At 61.8% G+C, this 26,122-nt stretch carries 21 protein-coding genes; 16 read left to right on the plus strand and 5 right to left on the minus strand.

Annotated features, from left to right (window positions below; genetic code table 11):
• Nucleotides 1-12: 12 nt before the first annotated feature.
• Entirely contained in the window at nucleotides 13-1,398 is a 1,386-nt protein-coding gene (rmuC, locus tag O0879_RS13400; protein WP_289916871.1) for a DNA recombination protein RmuC, read from the minus strand.
• Between the two features lie 5 nt (nucleotides 1,399-1,403).
• Nucleotides 1,404-1,799, minus strand: coding sequence for a group II truncated hemoglobin (locus O0879_RS13405; protein ID WP_034785429.1), 396 nt, complete (start codon nucleotides 1,797-1,799; stop codon nucleotides 1,404-1,406).
• A 132-nt stretch (nucleotides 1,800-1,931) separates the two neighbouring features.
• Between O0879_RS13405 and O0879_RS13410 the strand changes: the two genes are divergently transcribed.
• From O0879_RS13410 to O0879_RS13420, 3 genes are read left to right on the plus strand one after another with little or no spacing between them, the layout of a single operon-like run.
• Nucleotides 1,932-3,209, plus strand: coding sequence for an MFS transporter (locus O0879_RS13410; RefSeq protein WP_289916874.1), 1,278 nt, complete (start codon nucleotides 1,932-1,934; stop codon nucleotides 3,207-3,209).
• Nucleotides 3,210-3,212: 3 nt separating this feature from the next.
• Nucleotides 3,213-3,560 (plus strand): GIY-YIG nuclease family protein, encoded by a 348-nt coding sequence (locus O0879_RS13415; protein ID WP_150131032.1) that lies wholly within the window; start codon nucleotides 3,213-3,215, stop codon nucleotides 3,558-3,560.
• 57 nt (nucleotides 3,561-3,617) lie between these two features.
• Complete coding sequence (locus O0879_RS13420) at nucleotides 3,618-4,067, plus strand: MarR family winged helix-turn-helix transcriptional regulator (RefSeq protein ID WP_099668394.1); 450 nt, start codon at nucleotides 3,618-3,620, stop codon at nucleotides 4,065-4,067.
• 5 nt (nucleotides 4,068-4,072) lie between these two features.
• Here the strand turns inward: O0879_RS13420 and cqsA are convergent, their stop codons facing one another.
• Nucleotides 4,073-5,320, minus strand: a complete 1,248-nt coding sequence (gene cqsA, locus O0879_RS13425; protein ID WP_289916876.1) for an alpha-hydroxyketone-type quorum-sensing autoinducer synthase — start codon at nucleotides 5,318-5,320, stop codon at nucleotides 4,073-4,075.
• 152 nt (nucleotides 5,321-5,472) lie between these two features.
• Between cqsA and O0879_RS13430 the strand changes: the two genes are divergently transcribed.
• Both O0879_RS13430 and O0879_RS13435 read left to right on the plus strand, forming a co-directional pair.
• Nucleotides 5,473-6,771, plus strand: a complete 1,299-nt coding sequence (locus tag O0879_RS13430) for a HAMP domain-containing sensor histidine kinase (protein WP_289903884.1) — start codon at nucleotides 5,473-5,475, stop codon at nucleotides 6,769-6,771.
• Nucleotides 6,772-6,774: 3 nt separating this feature from the next.
• On the plus strand, nucleotides 6,775-7,782 hold the full coding sequence (locus O0879_RS13435) for a response regulator (RefSeq protein WP_289911221.1): 1,008 nt from the start codon (nucleotides 6,775-6,777) through the stop codon (nucleotides 7,780-7,782).
• A gap of 3 nt (nucleotides 7,783-7,785) precedes the next feature.
• Here O0879_RS13435 and O0879_RS13440 read toward each other — a convergent pair whose 3' ends face one another.
• Together O0879_RS13440 and O0879_RS13445 are read right to left on the minus strand one after the other, a co-directional pair.
• Nucleotides 7,786-10,317, minus strand: coding sequence for an FtsX-like permease family protein (locus tag O0879_RS13440; protein ID WP_289916877.1), 2,532 nt, complete (start codon nucleotides 10,315-10,317; stop codon nucleotides 7,786-7,788).
• 21 nt (nucleotides 10,318-10,338) lie between these two features.
• The gene (locus O0879_RS13445) at nucleotides 10,339-11,370 is read right to left on the minus strand and encodes an adenosine deaminase (protein ID WP_099666830.1); all 1,032 of its coding nucleotides are present in this window, start codon (nucleotides 11,368-11,370) and stop codon (nucleotides 10,339-10,341) included.
• 578 nt (nucleotides 11,371-11,948) lie between these two features.
• On the opposite strand from O0879_RS13445, the gene O0879_RS13450 reads away from it, so the two are divergent.
• From O0879_RS13450 to lspA, 11 genes are all read left to right on the plus strand, one after another.
• Entirely contained in the window at nucleotides 11,949-13,871 is a 1,923-nt protein-coding gene (locus O0879_RS13450) for a PrkA family serine protein kinase (RefSeq protein ID WP_099666829.1), read from the plus strand.
• 72 nt (nucleotides 13,872-13,943) lie between these two features.
• A complete protein-coding gene (locus tag O0879_RS13455) occupies nucleotides 13,944-15,212 on the plus strand; it encodes a YeaH/YhbH family protein (RefSeq protein WP_077407911.1) in 1,269 nt (422 codons plus the stop codon).
• Nucleotides 15,212-16,813, plus strand: a complete 1,602-nt coding sequence (locus O0879_RS13460; RefSeq protein ID WP_099666828.1) for a SpoVR family protein — start codon at nucleotides 15,212-15,214, stop codon at nucleotides 16,811-16,813. Before O0879_RS13455 ends, O0879_RS13460 begins: the two co-directional genes overlap by 1 nt.
• Before the next feature lie 539 nt (nucleotides 16,814-17,352).
• A complete protein-coding gene (locus tag O0879_RS13465) occupies nucleotides 17,353-18,009 on the plus strand; it encodes an energy transducer TonB (protein ID WP_099377981.1) in 657 nt (218 codons plus the stop codon).
• Between the two features lie 86 nt (nucleotides 18,010-18,095).
• On the plus strand, nucleotides 18,096-19,028 hold the full coding sequence (locus O0879_RS13470; RefSeq protein ID WP_199534342.1) for a MotA/TolQ/ExbB proton channel family protein: 933 nt from the start codon (nucleotides 18,096-18,098) through the stop codon (nucleotides 19,026-19,028).
• 3 nt (nucleotides 19,029-19,031) lie between these two features.
• Nucleotides 19,032-19,460: a biopolymer transporter ExbD gene (locus O0879_RS13475; protein ID WP_077407915.1), complete on the plus strand. Its 429-nt coding sequence runs from the start codon at nucleotides 19,032-19,034 to the stop codon at nucleotides 19,458-19,460.
• Between the two features lie 105 nt (nucleotides 19,461-19,565).
• Nucleotides 19,566-19,997, plus strand: coding sequence for a biopolymer transporter ExbD (locus O0879_RS13480; protein WP_170840419.1), 432 nt, complete (start codon nucleotides 19,566-19,568; stop codon nucleotides 19,995-19,997).
• A 78-nt stretch (nucleotides 19,998-20,075) separates the two neighbouring features.
• Nucleotides 20,076-21,287 (plus strand): hypothetical protein, encoded by a 1,212-nt coding sequence (locus O0879_RS13485; protein ID WP_099666826.1) that lies wholly within the window; start codon nucleotides 20,076-20,078, stop codon nucleotides 21,285-21,287.
• A 187-nt stretch (nucleotides 21,288-21,474) separates the two neighbouring features.
• Nucleotides 21,475-22,446 carry a bifunctional riboflavin kinase/FAD synthetase gene (locus tag O0879_RS13490; protein ID WP_289916878.1) on the plus strand — a complete coding sequence of 324 codons (972 nt, stop codon included), beginning with the start codon at nucleotides 21,475-21,477 and terminating at the stop codon, nucleotides 22,444-22,446.
• 81 nt (nucleotides 22,447-22,527) lie between these two features.
• Nucleotides 22,528-25,428 carry an isoleucine--tRNA ligase gene (gene ileS, locus O0879_RS13495; protein WP_289898672.1) on the plus strand — a complete coding sequence of 967 codons (2,901 nt, stop codon included), beginning with the start codon at nucleotides 22,528-22,530 and terminating at the stop codon, nucleotides 25,426-25,428.
• A gap of 183 nt (nucleotides 25,429-25,611) precedes the next feature.
• Nucleotides 25,612-26,115, plus strand: a complete 504-nt coding sequence (gene lspA, locus O0879_RS13500; RefSeq protein WP_077407922.1) for a signal peptidase II — start codon at nucleotides 25,612-25,614, stop codon at nucleotides 26,113-26,115.
• The last annotated feature ends 7 nt before the right edge of the window (nucleotides 26,116-26,122 follow it).

A 26,122-nucleotide genomic window follows, 5' to 3' on the forward strand; every position in this document is an offset into this window, starting at 1 on the left:
ACGACGGCGGTGCTATTCGCCGTCCGCTTCGGCGGACAGCCCCGCGTCCGCCTTACCCAGCAGCAAGGCAGCCGCCTCGCCCGGCAAGGCTTCCACGGATTTCAATTTGCGCGCCATTTGCCGGCTGCGCACTTCCGCGCTTTCGATATTCTTCGCCGCCTTTTCCAGGGTCAACCGGGTTTGCGACAGCACGTCGCCAAACTTGCCGAATTCCGTCTTCACGGCGCCCAGCACTTGCCACACTTCCGACGAGCGCTTTTCCAGCGCCAGAGTGCGGAAACCCATTTGCAGGCTGTTGAGCAAGGCCGTCAACGTGGATGGCCCCGCGATGCTGACCCGGTGCACGCGCTGCAATTCATCGGCCAGGCCCGGGCGGCGCAACACTTCCGCATACAAGCCTTCCGTGGGCAGGAAGAGGATGGCAAAGTCGGTGGTCAGCGGCGGCGCCAGGTATTTGTCCGCGATGGTTTTCGCTTCTCCCCGCACGGCCCGTTCCAGCTCGCGTCCGGCCAGGGCCACGCCGTCCGCATCGGCCCGCTCGGCCGCTTCGACCAGGCGTTCGTACTGTTCCTTGGGGAACTTCGCATCGATCGGCATCCACACGGGCGGCCCGCCATCGGACAGGCCCGGCAGTTTCAGGGCGAATTCCACGCGCGCGCCGCTGCCCGGCAAGGTTTCCACGTTCTTCGCGTACTGGTCGACAGTGAGTACCTGCTCCAGCAGCATTTCCAGCTGCACTTCGCCCCATGTTCCCCGCGTCTTGACGTTGGTGAGCACCCGCTTCAGGTCGCCCACGCCCAGCGCCAGCTGCTGCATTTCACCGAGTCCCTGGTGGACTTTTTCCAGCCGCTCCGACACTTGCTGGAACGAGGCCGTCAAGCGCGTCTCCAGCGTGGTGTGCAATTTCTCGTCGACCGTCTTGCGCATCTCTTCCAGGCGCGCGCCATTGTCGGCCTGCAAATCGCGGATCTTGCTTTCCAGGGTGGCGCGCACTTCCAGCATGCGCTGCGCATTCGATTCCGTCAGCTGCGCCAGGGTCTGGTTGGTGCTGTCGGCAAAGCGCGCCAGGCTTTGCGCCTGTTCCTCGCGCCCGACTTTTCCCTGCGCCTGCATCTGCGTGCGCAGGCTGTCGAGCTGCTGCAGGGTCGCCGCCTGGAATTGCGCCAGGCTGGTGGCCAGGTCTTGCCGCGTCGCCTGTGCCGACGCCTGCAGTTGCAGCCGCACTTCGCGCTCGACCCGGTCGATGCGCTCCAGGCTTTGCTGCTGGTGCTGCTGCACCAGGGCCAGGGTGGTGGCGCCATCGCCGGCCGCGCCGCGCGGGCGCAGCAAGATCAATAGCAACAGGACGATGGCGACGATGGCGGCGCCCAGCAGGCTGTAGAACTCGATTGGGCTCATGGGTGTCAGTCAGGTTTGTTGCGCATCCAGTCGGCCGTCTGATAGAACGATTCCATCAGGCGCACGCGCAAGGACTCTTCGATGCCCGTGTCTTCCATGGCCCAGGCCATGGCGCGCAGCCACTGGTCGCGCTCACTGGTGCCGATGGCGTAGGGCAAGTGGCGCGCGCGCAGGCGCGGGTGGCCGAATTTCTCGATATACAAGTCCGGGCCGCCCATCCAGCCCGTCAGGAAGAAATACAGCTTGTCGCGCGAACCGTCCGTCGAAGGCGGATGCATGACGCGGATGCCGGCGAACTCGGCTTCGAGTTCCATCAAGTCATAAAAACGGTCGACCATTTCGCGCAGCACGGGGGCGCCGCCGATGGTCTCGTAGAGGGTGGGGGCAGTGGTATCAGTCATGGCCGCCATGATAGCGCAAGCGCCGGCGGCCCATGCGGCGCCAGCTTCCGCTGCCGGCATAAAAAGCAATATACTTGACTACTCAAGCTTTTATCAACTACCATGCAATCTTTAAACACGGACAGGTCAACCATGCCCACCACCGCAGAACCTCCTTTGCTACGCAATACCAACTTCCGCTGGCTGCTGGGCGGCGGCCTCGTCTCCATGCTGGGCGACCAGTTCAGCATGCTGGCCCTGCCCTGGCTGGTGCTGAGCCTGACGGGCGATAGCCTCAGCCTGGGTATCGCCGTGGCCCTGATGGGCGCCCCGCGCGCCGTGCTGATTTTGCTGGGCGGCACCATCGCCGACCGCTATTCGCCCCGGCGCGTGATGCTGCTGAGCAAATACGCGAACGCCGCCATCCTGCTGGCGCTGGCGGGGTTGCTGCTGCTGGACCAGGCCAGCCTGGCGCTCGCGTATGCGGCCGCGCTGGCGCTGGGTATCGCGGCCGCCTTCGGCATTCCCGCCGGCACGGCCATCCTGCCGCAAGCCGTGCCGCCGCAATCGCTGCAGAACGCCAATGGCTTGCAAATGGGCGCGCGCCAGCTGTCCCTGCTGGCCGGCCCCCTGCTGGCGGCGCTCGTGCTCGGCGCCCACGATGGCGCGCAGCACACCTCCATGACGGCGCTGGCCGCCGCCTTTGCCATCGATGCGCTGACGTTCCTGTTCTCCGCGTGGACCTTGCGGCAAGTGAGCCTGCGGCCACTGGCCGCGGCGGCGGCGCAGGGCATGTGGCGCGACATGGCGGCGGGCCTGGCCATGGTGTGGCGCGACCTTCCCTTGCGCAGCTGCTATGCGTACTGGGCGGTGGTGGCATTCTTCGTCATGGGGCCGCTGCAAGTGGCCTTGCCCGTGCTGGCCAGCGAGCGCCTGCATGGCGCCTCCGCGCTGGGTTTGCTGATGGGCGCGCATGGCGCCGGCACCCTGGCCGGCATGCTGGCGTCCAGCCTGGGCGGTGCCTGGCTGCGCCGCCACTTCGGCGCCACCCTGCTGCTCGTCGACGCGGTCGTCGGCCTGCTGCTGATGGCGCTGGGACAAATCAGCTCGGCCTGGCAAGGCGCTGCCCTGCTGGCCGTGACAGGGTTGCTGGGCGGCTACTTGCAGGTGGCCATCTTTACGTGGATACAGCGGCGCGTGGCGCCCGCCATGCTGGGCCGGGCGATGGCCCTGTTCATGGGCATCTTCCTGGGACTGGCGCCGCTGTCGGCGGCGGCCACGGGCGCGCTGCTGCGCCACCTGAGCGTTGGCGAGCTGTTCTGCGGCGGCGGCGCCCTGCTGCTGGCGGCCGCCGTGGCGGCCGCATTATTTACCGCCATCCCGCGCATCGCCGGACCGGAAACGATTACCCAAACGATATCGGAGAAGTAAAACATGGACAAGACACGACAGGCAACATTGAAAGCGCACTACCGGCAACAGCCGCCGCCGCTGGGCATCATCGCCTTGCGGCACTTGCCCAGCGGGCGCACCTTGCTCGACAGCAGCCGCAACGCGCCCGGCATGCTGAACCGGCACCGCTTCGAGCTGAACCTGGGCAAGCACCGCAACGCCCTGCTGCAGGCGGACTGGCGGCGCGACGGCGCGGCGGCCTTTTCCTGCGCCGTCATCGATACGCTCAAGCTGCCCGACGACCCCGCCTTCGATGCGGACGCCGAACTGGGCGCCTTGCTGGACTTGCACCGCGCACAGTGGCTGGAGCAAGGCCAGCCGCTGTATTGAGCGGCATTGCTTTACACTTGCGCACTCAAGCATTTCGCAACGGATAAAATGGACGCCATGAACGATCACACCCTCCCGTCGCCGGACGCCGATGGCGCGCTGGACTTTTGCCTGCGCCTGGCGCGCGCCCAGGCGCTCATCGTGCGCCGCTTCGACAGCGCCCTGGGCAATTTGCATGGCCTGAGCTTCAGCGACTATCAATTGCTGTACCAGCTGCAGCGCGCGCCCGGTGCGCGCCTGCGCCGCATCGACCTGGCCGAGCGCCTGGCGTTGACGGCCTCGGGCGTCACGCGCTCCTTGATGCCACTGGAAAAGATTGGCCTGGTGGCACGCCAGGCCGATGCGCGCGACGCCCGCGTCGGCTATGCCGTGCTGACTGCCGCCGGCCAGGAATTGCTGGGACATGCGAGCGCCACCGCGCAGGCGGTGGGGCGCGAATTGCTGCAGGATGCGCCGGCAGAACAGCTGGGAGCGCTTTCAGCCCTCCTGGGCCGGCTGGCCGGCTGACGACGCTACACGAGCGCCAGCCTGCGCAGGCGCCGCGTCGATGGCCAGTGTTCCACGCCCGCTTCGGCGCGGATGGCGGCGCAGCCCGCCAACACCCGCTCGATGGCCGCCCCGTCGAGCCCCGCATTGAGGGTCAGGCGCACGAGGGCGCGGTTCTTCGCCGTTGCCGGGGCGCAAAACATGGCGCCGTAAATGCCTTGCCGCTCCAGCGCCTGGCGCAGGACCAGGGTGGCCAGTTCGCCGCCCGCCTCCAGCGCCACGATCTGCTCCGTGCCATCGCTGACGTTGTAGCCCAGCTCGCGCAAGCCTTCGCGCACCTGCAGCGTATGGCGTTGCAGGGTGGCGCGCCGCCCGTCGGCGGCCATGATGAAATCGAGCGCCGCGCCCAGCCACGCCAGCTCGTGCGCCAGCAAACAGGAACTGAAGATGGCGGGGCGTGATTCGGACAAAAAATAGCCCTTGAAACGGCTGGAACAGCTGATGAAACCGGCGCGGCCCGCGAAGGCCTTGGCCAGCGACGCCGTGCGGAAATGCACGCGGTGGCCCAGTCCCCACGCCTCCACCAGGCCCGCGCCCTGCGGGCCATGCGTGCCCAGCGAGTGCGACTCGTCGACCACCACCACGCAGTCGCTGCGCTCGGCGATGTCGAGCAATTCCAGCAGCGGCGCCAGGCTGCCATTGGTGCTGTACAGGGCGTCGACGACGATCACCCCGCGGCCATGCTTTTCCACTTGCCGCCGCAAGTGCGTCATGTCGTTGTGCAGGAAGGGCACGGCCTGGGCCTGCGCCGACAACACGCCTTCCCACAGCGAGGCGTGGGCCTGCATGTCGAGGTAGACGGGAATGCCGGGGCTGGCGATGCACTGGATCAGCCCGACGTTGGCCGCCATGCCGGACTGCGCCAGGATGCCGTCCTCGCTGCCCATGAAGCGGGCCAGCCGGCTTTCCAGCCGGTGTTGTTCGCTGCCTTCCTGCAAGTACACGGCCGACATCAGCATGCCCCCCGCATTCGCCTGCAGGGACGCCACCTGGGCCGCCACCAGCGCAGGCTCGGCGGCGATGGACAGGTAGTCATTGCCGGCCAGGAAAATGGCATGGGCGGGTGTCGGTTGCCAGGCATGGGGATGCTGGCCGCCCAGCAGCTTTTCGATGCGCGTGACGTGGTGCGCATCCATGCGCCGCACGATGTAGTCTGGCAAGCAGTGTTCTGCGCGGACGAAGGATGGGGCGTGCAAGCTGGTAGCGATGGTCATGAGTTTTCTCCTAGGGAAAGGTTTGCTGCGGCTTAAAGCCTTGACCGTCTCGCGAACCCATCCATTGACGTATATCAATGTCCGATGAGATAACCGTTCAACCAGGAAAATTTACGCGATGATAATGTTCTGAAGAGAATCAAGGCAGAGTCATGACGCAGCAATTGCAAGGACGATGGACACACTGGCGCAGGCGCCTGCTCCATTCGCTGCTGCATGAACGCATGCCCCATGAAAACCTGGCCGGCAGGGTCGCCATGCTGGCCGCCGTGGGCACGGTGGCGATGCCGCTGTACTACCTGCTGTGGAATTACTTTTTTCCGCAAGCCTATGAAAACCTGACCTTGCGCCTGACGGGCGTGGGCATCTGCGCGGTCGGCCTGTTTGCGCGCCACTTCTCGGCCCGCTGGCTGTCGCGCTACCTGCTGTTCGCGCTCAGCTACATCCTGCCCTTCTTCTTTACCTTCATGTTTCTGATGAACCACGCGTCGTCCATCTGGAGCGAATCGCTGCTGATCGGCCTCGTCGTGCTGTTTCATTTCGAAACGAAGCTGGCTTGCCGCGCCTACCTGATCGGCACCAGCACCGCCTGCCTCGCCGTCATCCTGCAGGGAGAAGGCGACTTCCTGCTGCAGCGTGAAGTGCTGCAGCAACTGCCCGTGCACTGGTTCACCATAGCCGCGCTGTCCGTGGTGAAAGTGGGCAGCAAGGTGCTGGAACTGGAACGGCTGGCCGGCCTGTCCGCCGGGCTCGGTTCCGTGGCACACGAACTGCGCACGCCGCTGACCAGCGTGGAAGCCAATGTACGGGGCATGCGCCGGCTGCTGCCGCAGCTGGCCGGCCAGACGCACGACTTGCCGCCGCTGCAGGAAGCCCTGTCGCGCATCCAGTTCGAAGTGCGCCACATGCAGCACATGATCGATTTGTTCCTGATGAGCGCCAGCGCCGTGAACCGCAACCTGCAACCCAGCCAGGCGCTGTCGATGCTGGCGATGGTGAATTCCGTGCTGAAGCGCTACCCATTCACCGGCAACAGCCAGCGCAGCCGCGTCAAGGTGGACGTGCGCGCCGACTTCCAGTTCGCCGGCCAGGACGAACTGTGCGTGGTGATCCTGCTAAACCTGCTGAGAAACGCGCTGAAAGCCATCCAGCGGGCCGGCAAGGGCCGCGTGCGCATCATCATCGACGGCGCCCGCCCCGTGCCCAGGCTGCTGTTCATCGACACGGGCTGCGGCATCGCGAAGAACCGCCTGCCGCTGATCTTCGAGCGTTTTTATTCGTATCCCGTGCATAACGGCAGCGGCATCGGCCTGGCCCTGTGCCGGCAGATCATCACGGCCTGGCAGGCGCGCATCCGCTGCGTGTCGCGCGAGCATGCGTATGCGATTTTCATCCTGGAATTTCCCCAGCCCCTGCCTGCCCGCTTACAACCCTCTTCCCCCGCAAGGTGATGCATGCAACTGCCCGTCTACTCCCATCCGACCCTGACCGTATTGATCGATGACAGCGATTCCTTCCTGAAAAGCCTGGCGTTCCAGCTCGATCCCGCGCTGGCGCGCCTGACCTTTCATGACACCAGCAGCGCGCTGCACTGGCTGCGTCACAGCACGCAGCCGGGCGAGACGCCGCTGCACGTCAATTTCGACACGCAAAACCTGCCGCGCGACCAGCGCAACGTGGCGCTCGACCTCGAACGCATCTGGCGCATCAGCGGCCAGGCGCAGCGCTTTGCCGTGCCTTCCGTGCTGGTGGTCGATTATTCGATGCCGCAGATGAATGGCCTGGAATTCTGCCAGGCCGTGCGGGACTTGCCGTGCAAGAAGATTTTATTTACGGGCGCGGCCGATGAAAAAGTGGCCGTGACGGCCTTCAACCGGGGCTTGATCGACCGCTACATCAAGAAGAGCGACGACGATGCGCTCGATATCCTGGAACAGGAAATCGTTTCCCTGCAACGCGAATTCTTCCTGCAGCAGTCGGACACCGTGCGCGACTTGCTATTGCTGCATGACTATAGTTTCCTGCAAGACGAAGCCATGGCCGCCGTCGTGCAGGAGCTGTGCCGGCGCCATGGCTTTGTCGAGTTCTATATTTTCCCGAATCCCTGCGGCATCCTGTTTTTCACGCGCGACGGCCAGGCCCGCCTGATGATCATCGAGACGGAACGCAGCCTGCACACGCAGTACGAAATGGCGCGCGACAGCGACGCGCCCGAGTCCCTGCTGCTGGCCTTGCTGGAAATGCGCGTGATCCCGTACTTTTCCGATGCCGACAGCGACGGCATGTATGCGGCGCACATCGGCGAAAACTGGTTCCGCTACTGCGCCGCGCCGACCATCTGCCTGGGACGCGAAACCTATTTCTGGGCCCTGTTCGACGTGCCGCCGCACCAGCTGGGCCAGCCGGTCATGTCCTACGCGCAATTTTTACGCGCGCAGGCGGACGACAGCGTGGGCGCCTAGTCCTTAGCTTTCCCGCAAGGTTTGCAGCGGCGGATGTTTCAGGACATTACGCAAGCCCAGCCAGCCGCCGGCGATCGCGCACAGGGCGCCGGCCAGCAAGCCAAAGGCCCACACGCCGGGCGCGAAGCTCCAGGCGAACTTGAACTGGTACGTGGCCAGCGCCCAGCCCATGGCCGCCGCGCCCGAGGCCGCCAACAGGCCGGCCAGCGCGCCGACGAGGGAAAACTCGATCAGCTGCGCCTGCGCCAGCTGGCGCCGCGTGGCGCCCAGCGCGCGCAGCAGGCCCGCTTCGCGCGTGCGCTCGTCCTGCGAACCCATCAAGGCCGCATACAGCACCAGCAAGCCAGAGGCCAAGGTGAAGGCAAAGAGGAATTCGACGGCCGTCACCACCTGGTCCAGCACGCCCTGAATTTGCTTGAGCACGCCGCCCACGTCGACCACCGTCAGATTCGGGTAGTCGCGCAGCAAGGCGTTGCCCAGGTCCGCCTGCGCGGGCGGCAGGTGGAACGCCGTGATCCACGTCTGCGGCGTGTCCGCCATGGCGGCCGGGTTGATGATGACAAAGAAATTGACGCGCATCGAACCCCATTCCAGCTTGCGCAGGCTGGTAATCGCCGCTTCCACGGGCTGGCCGGCGATGTCGAAGCGCAGCTTGTCGCCCAGCTTCAATTTCAAGGTCTTGGCGATGCCTTCTTCCACCGACGCCTCGGCTGGCGCGCCCGGCGCATTGCCGAACCACTTGCCGGCCACCAGCTTGTTTTCTTCCTGCATCGTGGCCATCGTCGACAGGTTGAATTCGCGGTCGGCCAGGCCCTTGGCGCGGTCGTCCTCATACGTGGTTTCCGTGATGGCGTTGCCGTTCACGGCCACCAGGCGCCCCCGTATCATCGGATACAAGGGCGCATTGGCCACGCCGGCCTGGGCCAGGCGCGCGGCGATCGGGTCTTTCTGTTCCGGCAGGATATTGATCATGAAGCGGTTCGGCGCGTCCGGCGGCGTGGCGTTGCGCCAGGCCACCATCAAGTCGCCGCGCACCACCGTCAGCAACAGCAAGGCCATCAGGCCCAAGGCCAGGGACACCACCTGGATGACGGTGGCGCCCGGGCGGCGCTGCAGGGACGTGACGGCGAAACGCCAGCCCTGGTGATTGAAGGCGCCGCGCAGGGTTTTCAGCGAGCGGATGCCCAGCCAGCCGGCCAGGCCGAACAGGGCGAAGCCGCCCAGGAAGCCGGCCGCCGTCAGCAGGGCCAGTTTCACGTCGCCCGCTTGCCACAGGAGCAGCACGACGAAGGCGGCGATGCCCAGGCCGTAGGTGGCCAGGGCCAGCGCCTGCGGCGGCTCCTGCTCGCGGCGGATCACGCGGTTATGGGGAACATTGCGCAACTGCAAAATCGGCGGCAAGGCAAAACCCAGCAGCAACAGCATGCCGGTAGCCACGCCTTGCAGGGCGGGCAGCATGGACACGGGCGGCAAGTCGCTCTGCACCAGCTTGCCCAGCAACTCCAGCAGCACGAGGTGGCCGCCGAAACCCACCATCACGCCGACCACGCTGCCGGCCAATCCCACCAATAAGAATTCGATCACGTACATGGCAGTGACCTGGTTTTGCGTCAGCCCCAGGCAGCGCAGCATGGCGCAGGCATCCAGGTGGCGCAGCATGAAGCGGCGCGCCGCCATGGCCACGGCGACGGCCGCCAGCATGGCCGACAGCAAGCCGACGAGGGACAGGAAACGGTCGGCGCGGTCCAGGGTCGATTGCATCTGCGGACTGCCCGATTCCAGCGATTCGATGCGCACGCCCTTGATCGCCTGTGTCTTGATCTGGCTCTCCAGCCAGGCTTGATATTGCGCAAGCTCGCCCGCCTTGGCGGGCGGCGCCGACAGCAGCAAGCGGTACGACACGCGCGAGCCGTTCTGTACCAGCGCCGTGGCGGCCAGGTCGCTCAAGGGCAGCATCACGCGGGGAGCGAAGTTGAGGAAGGACGCGCCGCGGTCCGGCTCGCTGGCGATCAGTTGGGTGACGGTAAACGCCTTGTCGCCCAGCGTCAGCGTATCGCCGAGCTTGGCGTTCAGGCTGGACAGAATCGCCGCATCGACCCACAGGGTGCCGGGCGCCGGCACCTGGTCGGTTGGTCGGCCGACGGCATCCTGCGCCTCGCTAACTTGGGTGGTGATTTTCAGCTTGCCCCGCTGCGGGTAGCCGGGCGAGACGGCCTTGATGGAGGCCAGTTGCGACAGCGACTGCTTGCCCTCGCCCGCCTGCGCCATGCTGGGAAACGTCACCGTGTCGGCCAGGATGAAGCCGCGCTTCTGCGCCTCCGCGCGCCAAGCCGCATTGACGGGCTGGTCGGCGCTGATGACCAGGTCGGCCCCCAGCAACTGGTGCGCGTCGCGGTTCAAGCCCGCGCGCAGGCGGTCGACGAAAAAGCCGACGGCCGACAGGGCCGCCACGGCGACGATCAGCGCGACGAGCAGGAAACGCAGTTGCCCGGCACGCCAGTCGCGGCCGGTCATTTTCAGGGAGAGGCGGAGCATGGGCGGCGGGTCTTTATAGAGTTACTGCGCGCTGCCGTGGGCGGCGGCGTGCTGCGCGAAATACGCATCGACGGTAGCGAGGAAGGCGTCTTTCTGCGCCTGCGGCAGGAAGGCGGCGATGAAACCGTTGCGCGCCAGGCGTTGCGCGTGGGATAGGCCCAGCGGCAGCGCGTCGAAGATGGCGTCGAAATTGTCGTTCATGTAGCCGCCGAAATACGCGGGATCGTCCGAGTTCACCGTCACCAGCAAGCCCGCGTCGAGCAATTGCACCAGGTTATGGTCGTGCATCTGGTCGAACACGCGCAGCTTGGTGTTCGACAGGGGGCAGACGGTCAGGGCGATCTGTTCGCGCGCCAGGCGGGCCGTCAGGTCCGCGTCTTCCAGGCAGCGCACGCCGTGGTCGATGCGTTCGACCTGCAAGTCGTCGAGCGCCGTGCGGATGTAGGCCGGCGGGCCTTCCTCGCCCGCGTGGGCCACCAGGTGCAGGCCCAGTTCGCGGCAGCGGGCAAACACGCGCGAGAATTTCTCGGGCGGATTGCCCACTTCCGAGGAATCGAGGCCGATGCCGATGAATTTATCGCGGTGCGGCAAGGCGTCTTCCAGGGTCTCGAACGCCTCTTTCTCGCTCAAGTGGCGCAGGAAGCACAGGATCAGGGCGGCGCTGACGGGGCTGTCCTGGCAGGCGCGGTGGATGCCGTTGATCACGTCGGCAATGGGCACGCCGCGCGCCGTGTGGGTTTGCGGGTCGAAGAAGATTTCCGTGTGCAGCACGTTATCGGCTTCGGCGCGGCGCAGGTAGGCTTGCGTCATGTCATAGAAATCCTGCTCTTTCAAGAGCACGCTTGCGCCAGCGTAATAAATGTCGAGAAAAGACTGTAAATCCGTAAAAGCATAGGCGCTGCGCAAGTGTTCCACCGATTCATAGCCCAGAGGCACGCCATTGCGCTCTGCCAGTGCGAAAATCAGTTCTGGCTCCAGCGAGCCTTCGATATGGATATGCAGTTCGGCCTTCGGCATGCCGCGGACGATCGCGCGCAATTGGGGGTTCATCATGGGTGTTCCTTATAGGGTGACGATAAAAATGCTGGCTCGCGCACGCGCACGCGCTGCGCGCAGGGCCATCAGACATGCAGGCATCTTAGCGCAAGATGGCCAGCCTCACCGGCGCCAGGCCGCCATGGCGCAGGCTGCGGCGGCGCCATGGCCGGCTCCGGCACGCGCTGGCGAATTGTCGTATGATGGTTTAAAAGGTATACAAAAGTTCATTGGAACCGATGAAAAATTTGATGATTTATCCAATTAAATCAACAATTTACAAACAAGTATTAAGGATATGCCGACATATCTTTTGACTTCCTGATCCTTTAGAGCAATAATAAATTTCATGGGGTAATGGTAGGTGCAGCAAGCGCTATCAACAGTGAAAAAAAAGCCGGCTGGCCACGTCAGCACACGGCATCAAGCGCCAGTTTTTTGGTCCGGGCAATCCGGACTCGCAAAGACAGCCGGGCTTGAAACAACAATAAAAATCGATACGGGGTACAGGAAAAGTTCAAGCGGCAAGCCCAGGCGAGTGCCAGGCGGGCGGCCATGGTGACTGGCAGTACGGGTTTACATTAAAGGACATTGACATGACCATTTTTGATAACTATGCAGCACGCTACGAGCGCACCCGCGAAGAGGAAATGTCGCTCACCGACTACCTGGCCCTGTGCAAGAAGGACAAGCTGACGTACGCCAGCGCGCCCGAACGCATGCTGGCCGCCATCGGCGAGCCGCAGCTGGTCGACACGCGCAACGACACGCGCTTGTCGCGCATCTTCGCCAACAAGATCATCAAGATCTATCCCGCCTTCCGCGAGTTCTACGGCACCGAGGAGGTGATCGAGCAAGTCGTCTCGTACTTCCGCCACGCCGCGCAAGGCCTGGAAGAACGCAAGCAGATCCTGTATCTGCTGGGGCCCGTCGGCGGCGGCAAGTCGTCCATCGCGGAAAAACTCAAGTCGCTGATGGAACACGTGCCCTTCTATTGCCTGAAAGGCTCGCCCGTCAACGAGTCGCCGCTGGGCCTGTTCAACGAGGAAGAGGACGGCACCATCCTGGAAGAGGATTACGGCATCCCGCGCCGCTATCTGCGCAACATCCCCAGCCCGTGGGCCGTGAAACGCCTGCATGAATACAATGGCGATATCAACCAGTTCCGCGTCGTCAAGCGCTATCCATCCGTGCTGAAACAGATCGCCATCTCGAAAACGGAGCCGGGCGACGAAAACAACCAGGATATTTCCTCGCTGGTGGGCAAGGTCGACATCCGCAAGCTGGAAGACTATGCGCAGGACGATCCGGACGCCTACAGCTATTCGGGCGGCCTGTGCCTGGCCAACCAGGGCTTGATGGAATTCGTGGAAATGTTCAAGGCGCCCATCAAGGTCTTGCACCCCTTGCTGACGGCCACGCAGGAAGGCAATTACAAGGGCACGGAAGGCTTCGGCGCGATTCCGTTCGACGGCATCATCCTGGCCCACTCGAACGAGTCGGAATGGAAGACGTTCAAGAACAACCGCAACAACGAGGCGTTTCTTGACCGTATCTATATAGTCAAGGTGCCGTATTGCCTGCGCGTGTCCGACGAAATCAAGATCTACGACAAGCTGGTGGCCAATTCCTCGCTCGTCAAGGCGCCCTGCGCGCCCGGCACCCTGCGCATGATGGCGCAGTTCGCCATCCTGTCGCGCCTGAAAGACCCGGAAAACTCCAGCATCTTCTCGAAGATGCTCGTCTACGATGGCGAAAACCTCAAGGACACGGACCCGAAAGCCAAGTCCATGCACGAATATGTCGATTACGCGGGCGTGGACGAAGGCATGAACGGCCTGTCGACGCGCTTTGCCTTCAAGATCCTGTCAAAAGTGTTCAACTTTGACAATTCCGAAGTGGCTGCCAATCCCGTGCATCTATTATATGTACTGGAGCAGCAGGTCGAGCGCGAGCAGTTCGCGCCGGAACTGGAGCAGCGCTACTTCTCCTATATTAAAGAGCACCTGGCGCAGCGCTACGTGGAATTCATCGGCAAGGAGATCCAGACGGCTTACCTGGAAAGCTATTCGGAATACGGGCAGAACATCTTCGACCGCTACGTGACGTTTGCCGATTTCTGGATACAGGACCAGGAATACCGCGATCCGGACACGGGCGAAAGCTTCGACCGCGAATCGCTGAACAATGAACTCGAGAAGATCGAGAAGCCGGCGGGCATTTCCAATCCGAAGGATTTCCGCAATGAAATCGTGAACTTCGGCTTGCGCGCGCGGGCCTCGAACGGCGGCAAGAATCCCGCCTGGACCAGTTATGAAAAGTTCCGCACCGTCATTGAAAAGAAAATGTTTTCGAATACGGAGGAATTGTTGCCCGTGATTTCCTTCAATGCCAAGGCCAGCGCCGACGATGCCAACAAGCACGCCGACTTCGTGGCCCGCATGGTGGAAAAAGGCTATACGGCCAAGCAGGTACGCCTGTTATGCGAATGGTACTTGCGCGTGCGCAAGTCATCCTAGCGCGGACAGCGGAGGCGCGCTCCCGCCCGAGGGCAGGCGGGGCGCGCAAGACGAGAAGCAAGGAGGCACCCTTTGACATATCTCATCGACAGGCGCTTGCAAAGCAAGAATAAATCCGCCGTCAACCGCGAGCGTTTCCTGCGGCGTTACAAGGGCCAGATCAAGGATGCCGTGGGGCGCGCCATCAAGGGGCGCTCGATCACGGACGTCGAGAATGGCGAGAAGGTCAGCATCCCCGTCAAGGACGTGGGCGAACCGTCGTTCGGCCACGCGCATGGCGGCGTATGGGAAGTGGTCAATCCCGGCAACAAGGAATACCTGAAAGGCGACCAGATCGCGCGGCCGAAAGGCGGCGGTGGCGCCGGGCGGGGCAAGGCGGGCAATAGCGACGAGACGACGGAAGACGACTTCATCTTCGAATTGTCGCGCGAAGAATTCATGAATTATTTCTTCGAGGACCTGGAATTGCCGCACATGGTGAAAACCCAGCTGACGGCCACCACGGAATTCAAGAACCAGCGCGCCGGCTACAATATGTCGGGCACGCCATCGAACATCCACGTGCTGCGTTCCCTGCGCGGCGCGCTGGGGCGGCGCATCGCCGTCGGCGGCGGCGCCCGCAAGCAGCTGGCGCAGGCCGAGGAAGACCTGGCCGAACTGCTGCACGAAGGCGCGCCCGACAGCGACCCGCTCGTCACGGAACTGCGCCGCCTGATCCACCACTTGCACACGCGCCTGCTGGCCATCCCCTTCATCGACCCGTTCGACTTGCGCTACAGCAACCGCATCAAGGTGCCCAAGCCGATGACGCAAGCCGTCATGTTCTGCATCATGGACGTGTCCGGCTCCATGGACGAGTCGCGCAAGGACACGGCCAAGCGCTTCTTCATCCTGTTATATCTGTTCCTCAAGCGCGCCTACGACAAGATCGAGGTCGTCTTCATCCGCCACCATACGGCGGCGGCCGAAGTGGACGAGCATGAATTCTTCAATTCGCGCGAGTCGGGCGGCACCGTCGTGTCCTCCGCGCTGCACTTGCTCAATACCATCATCGACGAACGCTATGGCGCCGGGCAATGGAACAGCTATGTGGCGCAGGCGTCCGACGGCGACAACTGGGACAACGATTCCGTGCTGTGCCGGCAATTGCTTATTAATACCATCATGCCCAAGGTGCAGTACTACACCTATGTCGAGATCACGGACGGCCCGCAGCAAAACCTGTGGGAGCAATACGCGGGCGTGCTCGACCATCACGCCCATTTCGCCATGCAAAAGATCGTCACGCCGGCCGATATCTACCCGGTCTTCCGCGAACTGTTCAAGAAACAGGTGAAATGATGAGTGCAGCCTTTGACCGCGCCAGCAACACCCCGGGCGAACCGTTCGCGCGCCTGCGCCACCCGAACGCCCTGCCCGAGCAGTCGGAATGGACGTTCGAACTGATCGAGCAAATCCACGAGGAAATCCGCCGCGTGGCGAAACAGTTTGGCCTCGACACCTATCCGAACCAGCTGGAAATCATCACGGCCGAGCAGATGATGGATGCCTATACCTCGGTCGGCATGCCCGTCTCCTACAACCACTGGTCGTTCGGCAAGCATTTTTTATCGACCGAGAAAAGCTACAAGCGGGGCCAGATGGGCCTGGCCTACGAGATCGTCATCAACTCGAACCCGTGCATCGCCTATTTAATGGAGGAAAACAGCCTGACCATGCAATCGCTGGTGATCGCGCATGCGGCGTACGGCCACAACTCCTTTTTTAAAGGCAATTACCTGTTCCGCGCCTGGACGGATGCGGACGCCATCATCGACTATATGGTGTTTGCCAAGAATTACATCGCCGAATGCGAACAGCGCCATGGCGTCGACGCCGTGGAATTGCTGCTCGACTCGTGCCACGCCATCCAGAACTATGGCGTGGACCGCTACAAGCGCCCGGCGAAACTGTCGATGGCGAAGGAATATGCGCGCCAGAAAGAGCGCGAAGCCTATGTGCAGTCGCAGATCAACCAGCTGTGGCGCACCCTGCCCCGCCGCGAAGATGAGGAGGAAGAGGAAGACCAGCGCAAGGCCGCGCCCCGCTTTCCGCCCGAACCCGAGGAAAACCTGCTGTATTTCATCGAAAAGTATGCGCCGCTGCTGGAACCGTGGCAGCGCGAGATGGTGCGCATCGTGCGCAAGATTTCCCAGTACTTCTATCCGCAGCGGCAAACCCAGGTCATGAACGAGGGCTGGGCCACCTTCTGGCACTACACGATATTGAACCAGCTGTATGACGAAGGCGTGGTGGGCGACGGCTTCATGATGGAATTTCTGAAAAGCCATACCAACGTGGTCTACCAGCCGCCCATCGACAGCCCGTATTACAGCGGCATCAACCCGTATGCGCTGGGTTTTGCCATGATGAGCGACATCCGCCGCATCTGCGAGCACCCGACCGACGAAGACCGCGCCTGGTTCCCCGACATGGCCGGCAGCGACTGGCGCAAGAGCCTGGACTTTGCCATGCGCAATTTCAAGGATGAAAGCTTCATCGCCCAGTACCTGTCGCCGCGGCTGATCCGCGAATTCCACTTCTTTACCGTGCTCGACGACGACAAGAATGAAAAACTGGCCATTTCCGCCATCCACGACGATGCCGGCTACCGCTACGTGCGCCAGCAACTGGCGGAACAGTACAACCTGGGCAACCGCGAGCCGAATATCCAGGTCTGGTCCGTCAACACGCGCGACGACCGCGCCTTGACCCTGCGCCACACGCAATTCCAGCGCCGCCCGCTGAACCAGCAGGCGGCCGAGGTGCTCAAGCACGTGGCACGGCTGTGGGGCTTCGATGTGCACCTCGATACGGTCGACCCCCAGGGGGCGGTGCTGGGCACCTTGAATTGCCGGCGCGAGAAGCGCAACCGGCGCGATGACCCGGTTGCCAAGCCATGAAATGATTTGTTGATAATAATCAATAGCAAGAATATAAGCGCTTCCTATGCCTATATAGGAATTCAGTATGGCCTGGCGGCCTCGAAACGGCTGTCAGGAGCGCCTTTTTTGACCTGGGTGAAGTGCGTTCCGCACCCGTTTGGTGCGCGCGACGGCCTAAGTGGTCTGGTTCCGAGCCAAAACATTTCCAAAAAGAAAGATTTTTCTCCAAATTTAGCAGTTTCCATATTGAATATCACGAAATATAATTCCGCCAGATCGACACATCGGAGAACTTAGCAGCGGTCGCCCAAAACGGCTGTAAAAAACCGATAAGACCGCCTTTTTTTATGTCCGAAAGCGTGCAAAGATGACATAAGCAAGTACGTTTTCAGGGCGCAAAAGCGCCAAAAATTTAACCGGTTTTAGGCGTTAAAAATCTGTGTAAAATAAAGAATTCGTATGTATAATTCGGCGACGTCCCGGATACGGCTGGAGCTTTGTGTCGTCATTTTGGGGTTCAGTTGCAAGACAAGAGATGGTATTTGGAGAAAGCAGGCATGAATTTTTCGAACGAGAAAAGTCCCAAGAACTACACAGGCATCACTATCGTTGTCCTGCTGCACGTTCTCGCGGCTTACGGGATCGTGACGGGCTTGGGCAAGCGGTTGGTCACCAAAATGATGGAACCGGTTGAAACCAAGATTATCGAGGAAGTCAAACCGCCTCCACCGAAGGATCTTCCACCGCCACCACCGCCGCCAGAAATGAAGGCGCCACCGCCGCCATTCATTCCGCCAGTCGAGGTGAACGTGCAGCAGCCGCCACCACAGCAGAACGTGATTGCAAATGCGACTGCCGTGAAGCCAGCCACGAATGTATTGGCACCGCCATCGCCGCCTGCACAGCCTGCGCCAACTCCTGGACCAGCCAAATCGGTGCGTACGCCGGCCGTGGTTGACTTCAGCGTCTGCGAAAAACCGGCTTATCCAAAGTCGTCGCAGCGTAACGAGGAAACCGGTGTGGTGACACTGTCGTTCCTGATCGGTGTAGACGGCAAGGTCGCTGATTCGAAGATCGTGAAGTCCAGCGGCTTCAGGGACCTGGACAAAGCCGCGGTGCAAGGTATCAGCCGCTGTACATTTAAGCCGGCAACAGTTGACGGCAAGCCGGAACAAGGCTGGCAGCAAATGCAATACGTTTGGTCGCTGGATTAAAACCCGAGACAGTTATCCCCTGTCTCACACTATGATTTCGTTGTCATTACGTTCAGCGATCTGTTATTTTTAATTTTGGAGGAAGCATGTTTAAGAATACCCGTTTGTCCGCATTTTTTGCCGCGGTTCTGTTGTCCGTTACCGCTACTACCGCTCTGGTAGCAGCTCCGGCATTCGCTGACGCGCCAGCATCGGCTGCCGCTTCGGCTCCTGCGGCAGACGCTGCACCAGCACCAGTTGCTGCAGATGCCGCCGCTCCAGCAGCAGACGCAGCAGCAGCTCCAGCCGCTGATGCAGCCGCTCCAGCCAAAACCGAAGAAGTACACAACCCGTTCGGCCTGCAAGCAGTGTGGGACGGCGGCTTCGTGCCACGCGCCACCCTGATCATCATGGTCATCATGTCGATCGGTACCTGGTACATCATCATCACCAAGCTGATCGATCAAATGAAGATCTTCAAGCAAGCTAAAGAAGCCGCTGCCAAATTCTGGAAAGCTCCTTCGATCGCTGCTGGTTCGGCAACCCTGGAAGAAGGTTCGCCATTCCGCTTCATCGCTGAATCGGGCACCAAGGCAACCGCTCACCATGACGGCGCCCTGCTGGAACAAATCGATCTGTCGACCTGGGTGACGATGTCGATCCAGCGCGCTTCGGACAAAGTCCAATCGCGTCTGCAAGATGGCCTGTCGTTCCTGGCAACCGTTGGTTCGACCGCACCGTTTATCGGTCTGTTCGGTACCGTTTGGGGTATCTACAACGCACTGACCGCTATCGGCATGACCGGTAACGCATCGATCGACAAAGTTGCAGGTCCAGTTGGTGAAGCACTGATCATGACCGCTTTCGGTCTGCTGGTCGCTGTTCCTGCCGTTCTGGGTTACAACTGGTTGGTTCGTCGTAACAAAACCGCAATGGAAGACATCCGCTCGTTCAGCGCCGACGTTCACTCGGTTCTGGTTTCCGGCGTAATGTCCACCAGCGAAGCTGGCCGTGCTGCCGGCGCTAAAAAGATCGGATAAGTCATGTCGATGTCCGTCGGCTCCGACAGCGGAGATCAAGATCAAGTAATGTCAGAAATCAACACGACGCCGCTCGTCGACATCATGTTGGTTTTGCTGATCATTTTCTTGATCACCAGTCCAGTTGTCCTCAAGCTGCAGAAAATCGATCTGCCGATCGAGGCCAACCAAGCCCTTCAAACCAAGCCGCAAAACGTTAACATCGTTGTTAACAAGGATGGCGAGATTTACCTGGGCCAGACCAGACTGAGAGACACGAACGAATTGTTCGATTATCTTAAAGTTGAAGCAGTGAAAGTACCGCAGCCGGAAGTACACGTTCGTGGCGACCAAGAAACACGCTACGAATCGATCGGCCGGGTTATTTACACGACCCAACGTGCCGGGATCCAGAAGGTCGGCTTCATCACCGAACCACCTGACAAGGGCTGATAGCGACTGACAGCGGCGTCCCGGCAACAGGGGGGCGCCACTGAAGGAAGCTTGCCGGGCGGCAGTTTCGCCCGGTGCTTCGTTGGACTTCTTAAAGGAAACACTATGAGTATGAATGTCGGTTCGGGAAGCGCAGCAGGCGCGGATCCGGAACCAATGATGGAACTGAACATGACGCCCCTCATCGACGTGATGCTGGTGCTGATTATCATGTTGATCATCACGATTCCTAAGCAAAACCACTCGGTGAACCTGAACATGCCGGTCGGCACCCCGCCGCCACCGACAACCGAACCAGTGGTCGTCACGATCGATGTCGATTTTGATGGCACTATCTTGTGGGACAATCAGGTCGTACCTGATCGTAATACGCTGGAAGCCAAACTGAGCAACGTTGCTGCGCAAGCAGATCAGCCAGAAGTGCATCTGCGTCCTAACAAGCTGGTGGAATACAAAGTCGTCGCCGGTGTGATGGCGTCGGCGCAGCGTCTGGGCGTGACCAAAATCGGTCTGGTCGGCAACGAGCAATTCCAGTAAGCTGTAGCAATCAGGTTATCTTTACATCCGAATAGGCAGGACTTCCTGCCTATTCGCTTTTTACTGAAAGACTTTCTCATGTCCAAGTTTCGTCTCGCTCATCTCGGCCTCGTCATGGCCGCTATCGGTTTTACCGCAGCAACTCCCGTAATCGGCCTGGGCTCGCTGGCATATGCCGCGGACACCGTGCGTGCCGAAGTGGGCAAGCCATTGCAAGAAGCGCAAAAACTCGCTGGCAGCGGCAAAAACAAGGAAGCACTGGCCAAGCTGCGCGAAGCTGACAGCGTCGGCGGCAAGACCGCCTTTGAAAGCTACCAGATCGAACGCGTGCGCGCCTCGGCTGCTGCCGCCGCTGGCGACAACGGCACCGCCATCAAGGCTTTTGAAGCCGTCATCAATTCCGGCCGCCTGAGCGCCGCCGAAGCCCCCAAATTCACGCAAGCGCTGGCAGGCATGTACTACCGCGCCAAGGATTGGCCAAACACCATCACCTGGATCAAACGCTCGCTGAAAGACCGCGAAGATCCACAGATGCGCGAACTGCTGATCCAGACCTACTACGTCAGCGGCAACTTCGCCGAAGCGGCAAAAGAACTGCAAGCGCGTGGCGGCAACTCGGAAGCGAGCCTGCAAATGCTGGCCAACATCCAGTTGAAGCAAAACGACAAGGGCGGCTACGTTGCCACCCTGGAAAAACTGGCATCGAGCTATCCGAAAACCAGCTACTGGGCCGACCTGCTGAACCGCGTTTCGGGCAAACCTGGCTTCTCGCAACGCCTGGGCCTGGACGTCCAGCGCCTGCGCCTGGCCAACGGCCTGTTCAGCAAGCCTTCCGAATACATGGAAATCAGCCAGCTGGCCCTGCAAGCAGGCAATCCTGGCGAAGCGCTGAGCATCATCGAGCAAGGCTACAAAAAAGGCGTGCTGGGTACCGGCGCCGATGCGCCACGTCACCAGCGTCTGAAAGACCTGGCCCTGAAAACCCAGGCTGACCTGAAAGCCAACGCGGCCAAGTCGGAAGCGGAATACACCAAGAACAAGGACGCCGACAGCTTGAGCAAGCTGGGCTTCGCCCTGGTCTACGATGGCCAGGCTGAAAAGGGTCTGGGCTTGATGAACGACGCCGTGAAACTGGGCACCGCCAAGTATGCGGAAGAAGCCAAGCTGCATCTGGGCATCGCCTACATCCATGCCGGCAAGAAGTCCAACGCCACGACGGCACTCAAAGCCGTCAAGGGCACGGATGGCGCGGCTGACCTGGCCCGCTACTGGACGTTAATGAATAAATAAGACAACACCGCCAAGGCGTTGTCGGGCAGCTAGTCGAGTGCCATCCAAAAGCGTTGCCAGCATACCCGCCGGCAACGCTTTTTATCATTTCAGCAGTGAAATTCGCCCTGCGCCCGCCCTGCCGGGTGTGCATCCCTGAAACAGTCCGTATAATCCCCCTTTTGGCACAGTTTTTCATCAGATTCCTATGAAGGTATTCCGCGGACTTCCCAATGCCCAGGCACGAGCGCCTTGCGCTCTGACCATCGGCAATTTTGACGGTGTCCACATCGGCCATCAAGCGTTGCTGGCGCGCGTGCGCGGCGCGGCGACCGAACTCGGCATTGAAGCGGCCGTGATGACGTTCGAACCGCACCCGCGCGAATTCTTCGCGCAGCGCGCGGGCGACCTGTCCAAGGCTCCGCAGCGCATCGCCAACTTGCGCGACAAGCTGCAGTCGCTGGATGACGCCGGCATCGACCGTGTCGTCGTCGAGCACTTCAGCGCCCAGTTTGCCGCCTTGACGCCGCAGGAATTCACGGAAAAAGTCCTCGTCGACGGCTTGCACGTGAAATGGCTGATGGTCGGCGACGACTTTTGCTATGGCGCCCGGCGCGCCGGCGACGTGGCCATGCTGCAGGAAGCGGGCCGCAAATATGGTTTCCATGTAGAAACATTGCCTACCGTGATGAACGGCAGCACGCGCATCTCGTCGTCCGCCGTGCGCCTGGCCCTGGCCGCCGGCGATTTCCCGCTGGCCACGCAGCTGCTGGGCCATCCGTACGCCATTTCCGGCCATGTCATCCACGGCCAGAAACTGGGCCGCACCCTCGGTTTCCCCACCCTGAACCTACGCGTGGCGCACCGTCCCGCCCTGTCGGGCGTCTTCATCGTGCAAGTGCACGGCCTAACGCCGCAGCCGCTGCCGGCCGTGGCCAGCCTCGGCGTGCGCCCCACCGTCGACGACAGCGGCCGCGTCTTACTGGAAGTGCATCTGTTTGATTTCAATCAATCCTGCTACGGCAAGCTGGTGCGCGTGGAATTCCTGGAAAAGCTGCGCGACGAAGAAAAGTACGACGATTTGCCCACCCTGACGGCCGCCATCGAGCGCGACTCGAACCAGGCGCGCGCCTATTTTGAGCAGCGCAGCGGCGCCATTACCGCCACCGACCGAATTTGACGCCGGCCAACTCCGCCGCCTGGCGGCACTTGCCGTCGCAAACCCGCTGCAAAAATATACTCCATACCATTAAAGAAGATTATGTCCGATCAAAACAAGCCAGCCACGCCCAAGCAGAACAAGAAGCCTGAAAGCAAATACCCGGTCAACATGACGGAAACCCCGTTCCCGATGCGCGGCGACATGGCCAAGCGCGAGCCGCAATGGGTACAGCAATGGCAAGACAAGAAAATCTACGAGCGCGTACGCAAGGCTGCCGCCGGCCGTCCGAAATTCATCCTGCATGACGGCCCGCCGTATGCGAATGGCGATATCCACTTGGGCCACGCCGTCAACAAGATCCTGAAGGACATGGTCGTCAAGTCGCGCTCGCTGGCCGGCTTCGACGCGCCGTATGTACCGGGCTGGGATTGCCACGGCATGCCGATCGAGATCCAGATCGAAAAACTGCACGGCAAGAACCTGCCGACGGCCGAAGTGCTGGAAAAGGCCCGCGCCTACGCCAATGTGCAGGTCGAGCGCCAGAAGAAGGATTTTATTCGCCTGGGCGTGCTGGGCGAGTGGGACAACCCGTATCTGACCATGGCGCACGGCAACGAAGCGGACGAATTGCGCGCGCTGGGCAAGCTGCTGGAAAAAGGCTATGTGTACCGCGGCTTGAAGCCCGTCAACTGGTGCTTCGACTGCCAGTCGGCGCTGGCCGAGGCGGAAGTGGAATACGCGGAAAAACGCGATCCCGCCATCGACGTCGGATTCAAGTTCGCCGAGCCGGAAAAACTGGCGGCCGCCTTCGGCCTGCCTTCCCTGCCGACCGATAACGGCTTCATCGTCATCTGGACCACCACGCCGTGGACCATCCCGTCGAACCAGGCGCTGAACGTGCACCCGGAAGTCAAGTACGCGCTGGTGAAAGCCGAGCGCGATGGCCAGCCGCTGCTGCTGATCCTGGCGCAAGACCTGGTCGTGGCCAGCCTGGCGCGCTTCAAGCTCGATGGCACGACCATCGCCACCTGCGACGGCGCGGCCCTGGCCGGCATCAGCTTCCGCCACCCGCTGCATGCGGCCGACGCCTTCTACGACCGCCTGTCGCCCTTGTACCTGGCCGAATACGTGACCACGGAAAGCGGCACGGGCGTGGTGCACTCGGCGCCAGCCTACGGCCTGGACGACTTCATCTCGTGCAAGGCGCACGGCATGAAGGACGACGACATCATCAAACCCGTCATGGGCGACGGCAAGTTCGCCTCGACCCTGCCCCTGTTCGGCGGCATGACCATCTGGGAAGCGTCGAAGCCGATCTGCAACGCCCTGCGCGAAGCCGGTGCGCTGTTCGAAGTCAAGATGTTCGACCACAGCTACATGCATTGCTGGCGCCATAAGACGCCGATCATCTACCGCGCCACCTCGCAGTGGTTTGCCGGCATGGACGTGACGCCGAAGGACGGCGGCGCGACCTTGCGCGAAACGGCCTTGAAAGGCATCGCCGACACCGAGTTCTTCCCGGACTGGGGTCAGGCGCGCCTGCACGGCATGATCGCCAACCGTCCCGACTGGACCCTGTCGCGCCAGCGCCAGTGGGGCGTGCCGATGGCCTTCATCGTGCACAAGGAAACGGGCGACCTGCATCCGCGCACGCCGGAACTGCTGGAGCAAGTGGCCAAGCTGATCGAAAAAGGTGGCATCGAGGCCTGGCAGGCGCTGGACCTGGCTGACCTGATCGGCGACGAAGCGGCCATCTACGCGAAGAACAAGGACACGCTGGACGTGTGGTTCGATTCCGGCGCCACGCACCAGACGGTGCTGGGCGGCCCGCAAGCGCACGGTTCGCACTCGACGCAGCTGCAATTCCCGGCCGACCTGTACCTGGAAGGCTCGGACCAGCATCGCGGCTGGTTCCACTCGTCGCTGCTCGTGTCGTCGATGCTCAATGGCCGTCCGCCGTACAAGGCCCTGCTGACGCACGGCTTCACGGTCGATGGCGAAGGCAAGAAGATGTCGAAGTCGCTGGGTAACACGCTGGCGCCGCAAAAGATCTCGGACACCCTGGGCGCGGACATCCTGCGCCTGTGGATCGCCTCGACCGACTACACGGGCGAACTGTCGATCTCCGACGAAATCCTGAAACGCGTGACGGAATCGTACCGCCGCATCCGCAACACCCTGCGCTTCCTGCTGGCGAACACCTCGGACTTCAATCCGGCCACGGACGCCGTGCCGGTCGCCGAGATGTTCGAAATCGACCGCTATGCGCTGGCCAACATGGCCTCGCTGCAAACGCAGATCGAGAACAACTACGCGCGCTACGAATTCCACCCGGTCGTGTCGAAGCTGCAGACGTACTGCTCGGAAGACCTGGGCGGCTTCTACCTGGACATCCTGAAGGACCGCCTGTACACCTCCGGCCTGACGTCGCACGCGCGCCGTTCCGCGCAGACGGCCCTGTGGCACATCACGCAAAGCCTGCTGCGCCTGATGGCCCCGGCCCTGTCGTTCACGGCAGAGGAAGCGTGGGCCGTCTTCGCCGGCAGCGAAGCGTATGCCGCCAGCGATGAAACCATCTTCACGCAAACCTGGTGGCAGCTGCCGGAAGTGGCGGATGCGGCCGACCTGCTGGAGAAATACACGGCCCTGCGCGCCGTGCGCACGGACGTCACAAAACAGCTGGAAGACTTGCGCACCTCGGGCGCCATCGGCTCGTCGCTGCAGGCGGAACTGACGATCAAGGCCGCGCCGATGAAGTACAAGCTGTTGACGACCCTGGGCGACGACTTGAAGTTTGTCTTCATCACCTCGCAGGCAAGCGTGGCCGAAGTGGCCGACGAAGCGGCCGAGGAAGTGGTCGTGGCCGCGTCGACGGCGCCGAAGTGCGAGCGCTGCTGGCACTACCGCAGCGACGTGGGCACGGACGCCGCGCATGCCACCCTGTGCGGCCGCTGCGTCAGCAACCTGTTTGGCAAGGGCGAAGTTCGCCGCTTCGCCTAAACAACGGCGTCAAAATCTGCTGCGCGTCGCGATTTGCGGCCTGCGATGCTCACCGTACTAGAGTACGGTTGCGCTTCTCGGCCACAAATCGCTGCCGCTCGCTACGATTTTGCCCGCCGTTGTATGCTATCCGTCCAACCGCCGCCTGCTGCCAGGCGGCGGCTTTATCTTCCCTGGAAAAATATGGCCACTAAAAACCGTTTTTCATCGAAACCGCAATCGCCGCTGACGCTGTGGCTGGGCATTGCCGCCATCGTCATCCTGTTCGACCAGATCACCAAGATCACGATCCTGAAGACCTTCCGCTATGCGCAGGAAATGGTCATCACCTCGTATTTCAACCTGGTGCTCGCGTATAACAAGGGCGCCGCATTCAGCTTCCTGTCCGACCAGGGCGGCTGGCAGCGCTATTTCTTCACCGGCATCGCCCTGGCGGCCGCCATCTACATCATCTACCTGCTGAAAAAGCACGCGGGCCAGCGCATGTTCTGCTGGGCCCTGTCACTGATCCTCGGCGGCGCGCTGGGCAACGCCATCGACCGCCTGATGTACGGCCACGTGGTCGATTTCCTCGACTTCCACTGGAAAAGCTGGGGCCATTTCCCCGCTTTCAATATCGCCGACAGCGCCATCTGCATCGGCGCGGCCCTGTTCATCATCGATGAACTGCGCCGGGTAAACAAATAAACACGCA

This window comes from Janthinobacterium sp. SUN120 (assembly GCF_030397735.1).
Classification (GTDB): domain Bacteria; phylum Pseudomonadota; class Gammaproteobacteria; order Burkholderiales; family Burkholderiaceae_D; genus Janthinobacterium; species Janthinobacterium kumbetense.

Excerpts from the sequence above, each read along its gene's own strand:
- rmuC (WP_289916871.1), bottom strand. The coding sequence starts at position 1,398 with ATGAGCCCAATCGAGTTCTACAGCCTGCTGGGCGCCGCCATCGTCGCC.
- O0879_RS13405 (WP_034785429.1), bottom strand. The coding sequence starts at position 1,799 with ATGACTGATACCACTGCCCCCACCCTCTACGAGACCATCGGCGGCGCC.
- O0879_RS13410 (WP_289916874.1), top strand. The coding sequence starts at position 1,932 with ATGCCCACCACCGCAGAACCTCCTTTGCTACGCAATACCAACTTCCGC.
- O0879_RS13415 (WP_150131032.1), top strand. The coding sequence starts at position 3,213 with ATGGACAAGACACGACAGGCAACATTGAAAGCGCACTACCGGCAACAG.
- O0879_RS13420 (WP_099668394.1), top strand. The coding sequence starts at position 3,618 with ATGAACGATCACACCCTCCCGTCGCCGGACGCCGATGGCGCGCTGGAC.
- cqsA (WP_289916876.1), bottom strand. The coding sequence starts at position 5,320 with ATGACCATCGCTACCAGCTTGCACGCCCCATCCTTCGTCCGCGCAGAA.
- O0879_RS13430 (WP_289903884.1), top strand. The coding sequence starts at position 5,473 with ATGACGCAGCAATTGCAAGGACGATGGACACACTGGCGCAGGCGCCTG.
- O0879_RS13435 (WP_289911221.1), top strand. The coding sequence starts at position 6,775 with ATGCAACTGCCCGTCTACTCCCATCCGACCCTGACCGTATTGATCGAT.
- O0879_RS13440 (WP_289916877.1), bottom strand. The coding sequence starts at position 10,317 with ATGCTCCGCCTCTCCCTGAAAATGACCGGCCGCGACTGGCGTGCCGGG.
- O0879_RS13445 (WP_099666830.1), bottom strand. The coding sequence starts at position 11,370 with ATGATGAACCCCCAATTGCGCGCGATCGTCCGCGGCATGCCGAAGGCC.
- O0879_RS13450 (WP_099666829.1), top strand. The coding sequence starts at position 11,949 with ATGACCATTTTTGATAACTATGCAGCACGCTACGAGCGCACCCGCGAA.
- O0879_RS13460 (WP_099666828.1), top strand. The coding sequence starts at position 15,212 with ATGAGTGCAGCCTTTGACCGCGCCAGCAACACCCCGGGCGAACCGTTC.
- O0879_RS13465 (WP_099377981.1), top strand. The coding sequence starts at position 17,353 with ATGAATTTTTCGAACGAGAAAAGTCCCAAGAACTACACAGGCATCACT.
- O0879_RS13470 (WP_199534342.1), top strand. The coding sequence starts at position 18,096 with ATGTTTAAGAATACCCGTTTGTCCGCATTTTTTGCCGCGGTTCTGTTG.
- O0879_RS13475 (WP_077407915.1), top strand. The coding sequence starts at position 19,032 with ATGTCGATGTCCGTCGGCTCCGACAGCGGAGATCAAGATCAAGTAATG.
- O0879_RS13480 (WP_170840419.1), top strand. The coding sequence starts at position 19,566 with ATGAGTATGAATGTCGGTTCGGGAAGCGCAGCAGGCGCGGATCCGGAA.
- O0879_RS13485 (WP_099666826.1), top strand. The coding sequence starts at position 20,076 with ATGTCCAAGTTTCGTCTCGCTCATCTCGGCCTCGTCATGGCCGCTATC.
- O0879_RS13490 (WP_289916878.1), top strand. The coding sequence starts at position 21,475 with ATGAAGGTATTCCGCGGACTTCCCAATGCCCAGGCACGAGCGCCTTGC.
- ileS (WP_289898672.1), top strand. The coding sequence starts at position 22,528 with ATGTCCGATCAAAACAAGCCAGCCACGCCCAAGCAGAACAAGAAGCCT.
- lspA (WP_077407922.1), top strand. The coding sequence starts at position 25,612 with ATGGCCACTAAAAACCGTTTTTCATCGAAACCGCAATCGCCGCTGACG.